We start from the raw sequence: 10,309 nt of genomic DNA, 5'->3' as shown, positions 1-10,309 counted from the left end.
ATTAGACTAAGCAAGTATCCATAACAGTTGTGCTGGCGACAATAGCAAGAGTGAACCACCTGATCCCTTCCCGAACTCAGAAGTGAAACCTCTTAGCGCTGATGGTAGTGTGGGGTTACCCATGTGAGAGTAAGTCATCGCCAGCTCATTATTCGAAACACCCCCTGACTAGTCCAGGGGGTGTTTTTTTATACCGGGAAAAATAATAAGAACAATGAAAAACAAAAAATACAGTGACAGCCGGAGTAAAATGAATAAGAAATCTAATTATATAGTTAATTTATAAGGCGAATTGTTCCTAATAGAAGAATGAATTAGCTGAATAATGAGTCTAAAAAAGACAAAAAATCAGGCGTTCTCTTCGAAATTATGCTATAAAAAATAAAACGGCATAAAAATTGCTTATAAAGTGCGGTTAATTATAGGGGGAGTTATTAATGAAATTAGCGATGGGGTTAAAGGTTGCCAATTCCTTATCATTAACACCTCAATTACAACAAGCCATTCGTTTATTACAGCTTTCAAGTTTGGAATTGGAACAAGAAATTCAAATCCAACTCGACAGTAATCCTCTATTAGAGAAAGTTGAAGAACAAAATACCGTTGAAAGTTTAAATAGCTTACAAGAACAAGAAAGGGAAAATAAAGACTTAACCAATGAATTAAATGCCGATCATTTACCTGATGAGTTACCAGTGGATACAGAATGGGATGATGTATATACCCATCAACCCACAAGTTTAGGTGCTGCTGAATTTGAAGAGCGCGAAGATAATCGGCAGGGGCATCAAAGTTTACAAGCGCATATGCTTGAGCAAGTTAATCTTTTACACTTTTCTATGATCGATAAACTAATTGCACACTGTATTATCGATGCTTTAGATAACAAAGGTTTTTTAGATTGTGACTTAAATGAAATTACCCAATCGGTTCAGCATCTTTTAGACTCTATGGATTATGAAGAAGAAGTCGAAGATGACGAAGTTTTAGTAGTTTTAAAGCATATTCAGCGTCTAGATCCTGTAGGGGTAGGCTCACGCAATCTTGCCGAATGTTTAATGGTGCAAGTTGAAAATCTTCCTGAACATGTTGAATATCGATATGAAGCTATTTTATTATTGAAAAATTATGAGTTGCTGATTACCAATGAATTACCCAAGTTGATTAAGCAAACGGGATTAAATACAGAACAGCTCAAACTAGCCATTTCTTTGTTAAAAACATTAAAAGCGCATCCAGGGCAAGAGTTTGAAGATAAAGATTCAGACTATCAAATACCAGATGTTGTGGTCTTAAAAAAGAATGAACATTGGTTGGTTCAATTAAATCCTGATGTAATGCCAAAACTACGGGTAAATTCTTTTTATGCCAATATGATCAAGCGTGCAGATCAAAGTGACGATAATCAATATTTACGAAATCAAATGCTTGAAGCAAAGAATTTCATTAAAAGTATTGATGAACGACATAAAACTTTATTAAAAGTAGCAACCTGTATTGTTGAGCATCAACGAGCGTTCTTTGAACAAGGACCTGAGGCAATGAAGCCTTTGGTACTACGAGACATTGCCGAAGAAGTCGAACTCCATGAATCCACAGTTTCCCGTGTAACCACAAATAAATATATGCTCACACCACGTGGATTATTTGAGTTGAAATATTTCTTCTCAAGTCATGTTGGAACGTCATCGGGTGGGGAAGCGTCTTCGACTGCAATTCGTGCAAAAATTAAAAAGCTGATTGCAGAAGAAAATACACGTAAGCCTTTGTCTGATAATGCAATTGCAGTTTTGCTTAATGCGGAAGGTATTGATGTTGCTCGTCGTACGGTTGCGAAGTATCGTGAATCGTTACATATTCCATCATCTTCAGAGCGAAAAGTGTTGATCTAAATTTGAAAACCCGACTATTCTAGAGGTTCATTATGACGAAATAATGAATCTCTTTTTTATATAAGGAATAGCCGAAATGATCTGATCGTGTAAATGTATGCTTCGCATATTGAGTTGGATAATTCGGCTTGAACTTTTCCAGTCCTGAAAGAAGGTGAGGGATAGAATTATGCAGATTACAATTCGTGGCCACCATTTAACAATTACGCCAGCAATAGAAGAAAATATTCGTCTTAAATTTGCGGAAATGACCAAACATTTAGATCAGGTCAATAGTATGCAAGTTAAATTGACCAAAGATCATCAAGTTGATAAACGTTCAAAAAAAGGCAGTGATAATCATATTGCAGAAGCGATTATACGATTACCCGGGACCGAACTTTTTGCGCAAGCTTGCGCTGATGATATGTATACCTCGATCAAAAAATTGTCTGAAAAATTAAAAAAACAATTGCATAAACATCGAAAAATGCAGCTCATTTATATGCCTTTAACGGTTTAGATTGTACATTGTACAAAAAGAGGTTTTTTATAACCTCTTTTTTTATATATATAATGTATGTGACTAATGAATTATTTTTTAGATTTATAGTAAAATGACGGGTTTTACACCGTTAGTCCTATATGGGGTCTTGTGATGAATAGTGAACAGCTCACTGAAATTTTAAAAGCTGCTTTTCCAGAAGCTGAGGTTGCAGTTAGTGGGCAAGGCGGCAAATTTGATCTACGCATCGTCGATGATCAATTTGAAGGGAAACGTCCTGTTGCTCGTCAACAATCTGTTTATGCACCTTTGAACTCCTACATTGCCAGCGGTGAAGTACATGCAGTAACAATTCGTGCAATGACCAAAGAAGAATGGCGCAAAGCAAGCTTATTCGGAGCTTAATAATTAATGGATAAATTTCTGATTCAGGGCGGTACTAAGCTCGAAGGTGAAGTTCGTATTTCTGGTGCGAAAAATGCTGCATTGCCATTACTCGCTGCAACTATCCTTGCGGATACACCTATTACATTAACCAATGTTCCAAATCTAAAAGATGTGAACACCTTAGTGAAATTGATCGCAGGTTTAGGTGTTCAAATTAGTTATGAAGGTGATACGGTTAAGGCAGATACATCTAGCTTAGATAACCAATTTGCACCATATGAACTCGTGAAAACCATGCGTGCATCTATTTTGGTGCTTGGGCCGTTATTGGCGCGCTATGGTAGTGCAAAAGTATCTTTGCCGGGTGGATGTGCAATTGGTTCTCGCCCTGTAGATCAACATTTAAAAGCTTTAGAAGCACTTGGTGCTGAAATTGAAGTTGAAGCTGGCTATGTGCATGCCAAAGTGGATGGTCGTCTAAAAGGTGGCGAAGTTATCTTTGATATGGTCACAGTTGGTGGTACTGAAAATATTCTAACTGCTGCGGTTCTTGCAGACGGTGTCACCACGATTCGTAACGCGGCTCGTGAACCCGAGATTACTGATCTTGCTAATATGTTGATCAAGATGGGTGCAAAAATCGAAGGTTTGGACACTGATACTTTAGTTGTTACAGGTGTTGAAAGCCTACATGGCTGTGAATATGCCGTTGTTGCAGATCGTATCGAAACAGGTTCTTATCTTGCTGCTGCGGCAATAACTGGCGGTAAAATCAAAACCACGCATACAGATCCAAACTTGTTGGAGTCTGTGCTGGATAAATTTGAAGAAATGGGCGCGGAAGTTACGCGCGGTGAAGATTGGATTGAACTGGATATGATGGGTAAACGCCCGAAAGCAGTAAGTTTCCAGACTTTACCACACCCAGAATTTCCAACCGATATGCAAGCACAGCTTATGGCGGTGAATGCAATTGGTCGTGGTTTTGCCACAATTTCAGAAACGATTTTCGAAAACCGTTTCATGCATGTACCTGAATTAGCACGTATGGGTGCCAATATTCAGGTTGAAGGTAATGATGCTGTTGTTACAGGTGTAGAGAAATTATCTGCTGCACCGGTGATGGCAACTGATTTACGAGCTTCTTTCTCATTGGTTTTAGCAGCACTTGCCGCTGATGGGGAAACGTTGATTGACCGTATCTATCATATTGACCGTGGTTATGAAGATGTTGAAGCGAAGTTACAAGGTTTAGGTGCCCAAATTAAGCGAGTAAGTTAATGAGCGATATGAGAAACGATGATCCCAATTTTGACGTAATGGGCAATTTTGATCATGGTTTAACTTTAGCATTAAGTAAGGGACGTATCTTAAAAGAAACTTTACCATTGTTGGAGACAGCTGGTATTAACTTATTGGAAGATCCGGATAAATCTCGTAAGTTAATTTTTCCAACGACCCATAAGCACGTACGTATTTTAATTTTACGTGCTTCTGATGTACCAACATATGTTGAAAATGGTGCTGCAGATATTGGGGTGGCAGGTAAAGATGTGCTGATGGAACATGGTGCACAAAATGTGTATGAACCATTGGACTTAAAAATTGCCAACTGTAAGTTAATGACGGCTGGTAAAGTTGGCATGGTTCGTCCAAACGGTCGTTTAAAGATTGCAACCAAGTATGTCAATTTGACCCGTCAATATTATGCAAGCTTGGGCGAACAAGTTGATGTGATCAAACTGTATGGTTCTATGGAACTTGCACCTTTGGTTGGTTTAGGTGATTACATCGTCGATGTTGTGGATACAGGGAACACTTTACGTGCCAATGGTTTAGAGCCTTTGGAAGAAATCTGTAAAGTGTCTTCACGTTTAATCGTGAACAAAGCAAGCTTTAAACGTAAACAAATTTTGTTGAATCCAATTCTTGCACAGCTAGAAAAAGCCGTGGAAGAACGCGAGCAAGCAAAAAAAAGCATAAGTTGTTAAGTTTCTAGCTATGCTGATCAAACCGCTCAAATTTGGGCGGTTTTTTTATGAAAACTGAAAAATAATGATAAAACTGTATTTTCATCAATTTTAACGAAAGTTATTTTCAATAAAACTCCACATGAACACATGCGATAGATGTCCACAAGCTGCTGTAAAACAGGTAAACTAATCTTTTCCAATAGATTACCTTGTGGGTAAATTGATGCGACGTTTATCGACTCAAGATCAAAACTTCAAGCAAGCTTTTGCTGACTTGTTGGCTTTTGAAACTGTGAATGATCCAGAACTTTTAAAAACCGTTGACCAAATCATTGCTGATGTTCGTCAGCATGGTGATGCTCATGTTCTTAAATTGACACAGCAGTTCGATCGACATCCAGCGCATCAATTCTCAGAATTAGAGCTGACACAAGAACAGCTGAAAGCAGCATTTGATGGTTTAAGTTCAGAAGTGCGTGAAGCCTTAGAACTTGCTGCGAACCGTGTTCGTGAATTTCACCAAGCACAAAAGCAAGACGGCTGGACCTATGTTGATGCTTTAGGAAATACCCTTGGTCAAAAGGTCACACCGCTGGACCGTGTAGGTATCTATGTACCAGGCGGTTTAGCTTCTTATCCGTCTTCTGTATTGATGAATGCTGTACCTGCGCATGTTGCTGGCGTGCCTGAAATTATTATGGTGGTGCCTGCGCCGAATGGTGATTTAAATCCATTGGTTTTGGCAGCAGCTTACTTAGCCGGCGTACACCGTGTATTTACCATTGGCGGCGCGCAAGCGGTTGCAGCATTGGCTTATGGTACAGAAACTATTCCATCTGTGGACAAAATTACTGGCCCGGGCAACCGTTTTGTTGCTGTAGCAAAACGTGCAGTATTTGGTCAAGTCGGCATTGACATGATTGCAGGGCCATCCGAAATTTTGGTCTATGCAGAAGGTCAAAACAACGCTGAATGGCTGGCGATGGATTTATTGTCGCAGGCGGAACATGACACTGTGGCTCAAGCGGTGTTCATTACGCCAGATGCAGAACTTTTAAATCAAGTAGAACAATGGATTGAAAAGCATTTAGAAGCTTTGCCTAAAGCAGATATCGCGCGCACTTCAATTGAAAATCGCGGCGCATTAGTTTTAGTCGAAGACCGTGCTGAAGGTGCTGAACTGATTAACCAAGTTGCACCTGAACATTTGATGCTGTGTTTAGACGAAGCGCAGGAAATGGCTGAAGATATCCGCCATGCCGGCGCGATTTTCATGGGGCGATATACACCGGAAGCGATTGGTGATTACTGTGCAGGTCCAAACCACGTGTTGCCTACTTCGGGCACAGCGCGTTTTTCATCACCGCTAGGTGTTTATGATTTCCAAAAGCGCTCAAGTTTAATCATGTGCTCTGAAGATGGCGTGAAAACTTTAGCGAAAACGGCTGATACATTAGCACAGCAGGAAAACTTAGATGCGCATGCGCGTTCAGCACGCTATCGTTATCAGTAAGAAAATATAGACTAGGTGAAAAACTTAGTTTTCCAAAAATATAAACCTCTCCCTAACCCTCTCCTGAAAGGAGAGGGGAAATCTCATAAAATGAATATTCCTCTCCCTGAACGAGCTTTAAGGATTCCTTTAAAGCGAAGTGCAAGAGAGGTTAGGAGAGGGTGAAAAAGAGCAAAATAAAATGCCAAATATTACCTCTGAACAAATGCGTTTTTGGAGCCCTGATGTACGTGAATTAGAACCGTACACACCGGGTGAACAGCCTAAAATCCAAAATATTTTAAAACTCAATACCAATGAAAACCCGTATCCGCCATCGCCAAAAGTGGTGGAAGCAGTGCAAAAAGTATTGGCAAATTCTGCTGATGTTTTACGTTTATATCCAGATCCAGCTGCGTCTGAGTTAAAGCAAGCGATTGCAAAACAGCAGCATGTACCTGTTGAGCAGGTCTTTGTCGGCAATGGTTCGGATGAGGTGCTGGCGCATATTTTTAAAGCCTTTTTTGTGCAAGAACTGCCGGTTCTGTATCCAGATATTACCTACAGTTTTTATCCGGTATATAGCCAATTTTTTGGTATAGCTGCCAATACTAAAATTTTGCCGCTGAACGATGACTTTGAAATAGTTGTGGATGACTATAAACAGCCGAATGGCGGCATCATCATTACCAATCCGAATGCGCCTACTAGCATTGCTTTAGGTTTGTCTGCAATTGAGGAAGTCCTGCAAGCTAATCCAAATTCAGTGGTTTTGATTGATGAAGCGTATGTCGATTTCGGTGCGGAATCTGCTGTGGCTTTGGTTGCGAAATATGAAAACCTTGTTGTTTGTCAAACCACGTCTAAGTCGCGTTCACTTGCCGGTTTGCGTGTCGGTTTCGCGATTGCGCAACCGCATTTAATCGCAGCGCTTGAGGTGGTAAAAAACAGCTTTAACTCTTATCCGATGGATCGTTTTGCGATTGCAGCAGCAGTGGCATCATTTGAGGATCAAGAGTATTTTGAAGCGCAAAATGCCAAGGTGATTGCGAGCCGTGAAAAACTTGTAGAGCAGCTGTCTGAGCTAGGCTTTAAAGTATTACCTTCTGCGGCAAACTTTATTTTTGCATCATTGCCAACTCAAGACGCGGGTAAATTAGCTGCTGAATTGCGCGAACGCGGAATTATCGTGCGTTATTTTAATAAGCCGCGGATTAATCAATTCCTACGTATCACTATTGGTACAGATGAACAAAATCAGCGCCTTGTGGATACTCTTAAAAACGATATTTTGGCTTGATTTCAGCAAGCTACTATAAATTTAAATCTACCCTAATCTTCCTTTCGAAAAGATGAGAAGCACTGCTTCGCAAGGGGAGGGTTATAAAAAAGCGATTCAATTGAATCGCTTTTTTTGTTTAATCTGGCTTATACCAGGTATTTAACAAATCCAGCATGGCTTCGACTTTATCAAAGCATTCTTGATATTCAGCATCGCAATCTGATGCGATGGTGATTCCGCCGCCGGCCCACAGCGAAACCTGATCTTGGTATTTTTGAATAGAGCGGATCAAAATATTCCAAGATCCCGTGCCTTCGTGATTAAAATAGCCCATTGAGCCGCAATAGGCGCCGCGCGGGGCGCCTTCAACTTCTTCAATGATTTGCATCGCGCGAATTTTAGGCGCGCCGGTAATCGAACCGCCCGGCAGTGCTGACATCAGAACCTCAAAAGGGTTTACATCGGTTTTCAGCACGGCCTCAACTTCACTGACCATGTGATGCACCTGATTAAAGCTTTCAATATCAAAAAGTTTTGGTGTTTTTACAGAGCCTGTTTCAGCATAAACACTCAAATCATTACGCAGTAAATCGACAATCATGACATTCTCAGCCATATCTTTTTCAGATGATTTTAATCGTTGTTTTGAGTGCGCATCTAAAACTGGATCTTCATAGCGAGGCATCGTGCCTTTGATTGGTTTAGTAATAATCTTGCGTTTAGGCTTAAAATCTATAAAAAGTTCAGGCGAACAACTTAAAATTTCAAAATCATCAATACGTAAGTAGCCTGAATATGGTGCATCAGTCAGTGACCAAAATTCTTGAGCGGTATCTAAGAGTGAACCGTTTGCTTGAGCTGTGAACTCTTGGGTTAAATTAATTTGATAGCAATCACCCGCTTTAATATATTCCTGCACTTGATCAAAGGCTTTCGTGTAGTCTGACTTAGACCATCTTGCAGTACATTTTTGTCTTAATTTAAATTGATTCTGAGTGATCTCTGTTTGAATGAACTGATCAATGTAGTCGTAAATCTTAGCTGCAGAATGATCTGAACTATAAAAATACCAACCATCATTCTCTAATTTTAAAAAACTGGAAAATTGTCCTAAAAACAAGCGAGGTTGCGCTTTGGCGTGCAAGGAAATCTGTTGCTGCGCTGCATAATCATAGCTAATAAAACCAGCCCAGCCCCCAGAAAACCCGCTGCCTAAGTTTGAACATAAATCTTGGAAGGCAATATTTTGCAAGGGCTGAGTATCAGATTCCTCATATTGATCTAAATTGGTACGGACATAAGCTTTAAGTTCATCATTCTTCAATTGTTGATATTGATTTGCCAAAAAGCAAATAAAAGGTTGGTTTTGATCTTCAAAAAAAATCACATGTGGCAAGGGCGCAAGCGCTTGCAAAATTTTTTGAGCACTAACAGTTTGTTTGAGAATAAATTTTTTAAAAGAAATTGGTTTTTGCATCAACAGAGAAATTAAATTTAAAGACTAAAATGGATTTTATACCATTCCTAATTCATTTGGCTTGCAAATACCGTTTATCGGTAAGAATTAGATTGCGACCAACGACAGTTGAACAAATTTCAGCTTGGATATAATTTAATCGAGCGAGCAAACAACTCAAGGAAAGATTTAGCAGTTGTCACAAAATAATATTACAGCTGAATAAATCGAGTGGTTGAAAATCAAAAAAAATAAATACTCTTGGGAGAGTACCGTATGAAAAATTTCACTAAATTAGCTCTAGTTTCTTCAATCGCATTTAGTGCGAATGCTATGGCTATGCAAGCAATGGACGATGCTGCACTTAGTTCAACCACTGGTCAAGATGGTATTAACATCGGGATTGGTATCTCTAAAATTGAAATTGAAAAACTTTTCATTCACGATAACGACGGTTTAACGGATACAGCTAAGGGCGGTACAAGTACTGCTGGTGCGATCGTTATTCAAGGTAACAAGAAAGCTGGTGATCCTTTAGAAAATAAAGGTATCGTTATTGGTGCAAACTATGATAACGGTGGGGCTTATCTTCTAGCTTCTCGCAATTTAGCTGATTTACGTATTGATACTGATGCTGGTACTGGTGCAAATGGTGCATTCATTAACATCGCAGCTGATGTTTCTGGTTTAGATATCAAAATCGGTGAAATTGGCGTAACAGCATCTGGTACAGCGGGTACTACAGGCATTCGCCGTGGTGGTGACGATAACAACTACAATGCAATTTTATCTGGCCTTTCTCTAAAAACGGGTCCAATGACTGCAAATGTTCAGTTGGGTGCTGCTCCACAAGGTGCAATGATTAAACTGAGTACGACAATGGTTGGTGGCTTAGAAATTAAAGATCTGGGTATCCTAGATGCATCAACTAAAACGGCTACACGCGAAGCAGGTGAAATCTTTATCGAAAGCATCAAAGTTGCTGATGCTAATAAAACTGACTTAACGATTAACCAAGATGTTCGTGTTTATGGTAAAGAAGGCACAAACAATGGTTATATTCAAATGGTAAGCAACTCTGGTCCAATTGATAACTATGTGAAAGGTATTCATTTAGGAAGTAAAGACGCTGGTTCAATTGGTGATATCGAAGTTCAAGGCTTACAAACGTTCTACAGCCCAGCAATGGGTGTATATAACCAAGGTTCTGTAATTACAATTTCTAGTAAGTAATTTAGAATAAAAATAAGGCGCGTGTTGATCACGCGCTTTTTTTTACAAAAAAGTGCGGAATGACCCAATTAAAGCATAAAAAAATGCTGTTTTTTTATAAAAAAAAAGGT

Annotated in this window: 9 protein-coding genes and 1 rRNA gene; 9 read left to right on the top strand and 1 reads right to left on the bottom strand. The window is 39.5% G+C overall.

The window, feature by feature from the left end:
• Positions 1-31 precede the first annotated feature (31 nt).
• From rrf to hisC, 8 genes are all read left to right on the top strand, one after another.
• Positions 32-146, top strand: a 5S ribosomal RNA gene (gene rrf / locus B1201_RS03750).
• A 291-nt stretch (positions 147-437) separates the two neighbouring features.
• Positions 438-1,892: an RNA polymerase factor sigma-54 gene (locus B1201_RS03745; RefSeq protein WP_078192378.1), complete on the top strand. Its 1,455-nt coding sequence runs from the start codon at positions 438-440 to the stop codon at positions 1,890-1,892.
• Positions 1,893-2,061: 169 nt separating this feature from the next.
• Positions 2,062-2,394 (top strand): ribosome hibernation-promoting factor, HPF/YfiA family, encoded by a 333-nt coding sequence (gene hpf, locus B1201_RS03740; RefSeq protein WP_078191195.1) that lies wholly within the window; start codon positions 2,062-2,064, stop codon positions 2,392-2,394.
• Between the two features lie 135 nt (positions 2,395-2,529).
• Positions 2,530-2,781, top strand: coding sequence for a BolA family iron metabolism protein IbaG (gene ibaG / locus B1201_RS03735; protein ID WP_078191194.1), 252 nt, complete (start codon positions 2,530-2,532; stop codon positions 2,779-2,781).
• Positions 2,782-2,787: 6 nt separating this feature from the next.
• Positions 2,788-4,044 carry a UDP-N-acetylglucosamine 1-carboxyvinyltransferase gene (gene murA, locus B1201_RS03730; protein WP_078192377.1) on the top strand — a complete coding sequence of 419 codons (1,257 nt, stop codon included), beginning with the start codon at positions 2,788-2,790 and terminating at the stop codon, positions 4,042-4,044.
• Positions 4,044-4,754: an ATP phosphoribosyltransferase gene (gene hisG, locus B1201_RS03725; RefSeq protein ID WP_078192376.1), complete on the top strand. Its 711-nt coding sequence runs from the start codon at positions 4,044-4,046 to the stop codon at positions 4,752-4,754. The genes murA and hisG overlap by 1 nt, the downstream gene beginning before the upstream one ends.
• Before the next feature lie 193 nt (positions 4,755-4,947).
• Complete coding sequence (gene hisD, locus B1201_RS03720; RefSeq protein ID WP_171263723.1) at positions 4,948-6,249, top strand: histidinol dehydrogenase; 1,302 nt, start codon at positions 4,948-4,950, stop codon at positions 6,247-6,249.
• Positions 6,250-6,430: 181 nt separating this feature from the next.
• The gene (gene hisC, locus B1201_RS03715) at positions 6,431-7,528 is read left to right on the top strand and encodes a histidinol-phosphate transaminase (RefSeq protein WP_078192374.1); all 1,098 of its coding nucleotides are present in this window, start codon (positions 6,431-6,433) and stop codon (positions 7,526-7,528) included.
• A gap of 118 nt (positions 7,529-7,646) precedes the next feature.
• Here the strand turns inward: hisC and pabB are convergent, their stop codons facing one another.
• The gene (gene pabB, locus B1201_RS03710) at positions 7,647-8,987 is read right to left on the bottom strand and encodes an aminodeoxychorismate synthase component I (RefSeq protein WP_078192373.1); all 1,341 of its coding nucleotides are present in this window, start codon (positions 8,985-8,987) and stop codon (positions 7,647-7,649) included.
• 255 nt (positions 8,988-9,242) lie between these two features.
• Here pabB and B1201_RS03705 point away from each other — a divergent pair, with 255 nt between their 5' ends.
• The gene (locus B1201_RS03705; protein WP_078192372.1) at positions 9,243-10,199 is read left to right on the top strand and encodes a DUF6160 family protein; all 957 of its coding nucleotides are present in this window, start codon (positions 9,243-9,245) and stop codon (positions 10,197-10,199) included.
• Positions 10,200-10,309: the final 110 nt, after the last annotated feature.

Origin of the sequence: Acinetobacter sp. ANC 5600 (assembly GCF_002018395.1) — a bacterium.
GTDB classification, from domain to species: Bacteria; Pseudomonadota; Gammaproteobacteria; order Pseudomonadales; family Moraxellaceae; genus Acinetobacter; species Acinetobacter amyesii.
The sequence above is the reverse complement of the archived record's forward strand: the minus strand, read 5'-3'. Positions and strand labels throughout refer to the sequence as shown.

Excerpts from the sequence above, each read along its gene's own strand:
- hpf (WP_078191195.1), top strand. The coding sequence starts at position 2,062 with ATGCAGATTACAATTCGTGGCCACCATTTAACAATTACGCCAGCAATA.
- hisC (WP_078192374.1), top strand. The coding sequence starts at position 6,431 with ATGCCAAATATTACCTCTGAACAAATGCGTTTTTGGAGCCCTGATGTA.
- murA (WP_078192377.1), top strand. The coding sequence starts at position 2,788 with ATGGATAAATTTCTGATTCAGGGCGGTACTAAGCTCGAAGGTGAAGTT.
- pabB (WP_078192373.1), bottom strand. The coding sequence starts at position 8,987 with ATGCAAAAACCAATTTCTTTTAAAAAATTTATTCTCAAACAAACTGTT.
- ibaG (WP_078191194.1), top strand. The coding sequence starts at position 2,530 with ATGAATAGTGAACAGCTCACTGAAATTTTAAAAGCTGCTTTTCCAGAA.
- B1201_RS03745 (WP_078192378.1), top strand. The coding sequence starts at position 438 with ATGAAATTAGCGATGGGGTTAAAGGTTGCCAATTCCTTATCATTAACA.
- hisG (WP_078192376.1), top strand. The coding sequence starts at position 4,044 with ATGAGCGATATGAGAAACGATGATCCCAATTTTGACGTAATGGGCAAT.
- B1201_RS03705 (WP_078192372.1), top strand. The coding sequence starts at position 9,243 with ATGAAAAATTTCACTAAATTAGCTCTAGTTTCTTCAATCGCATTTAGT.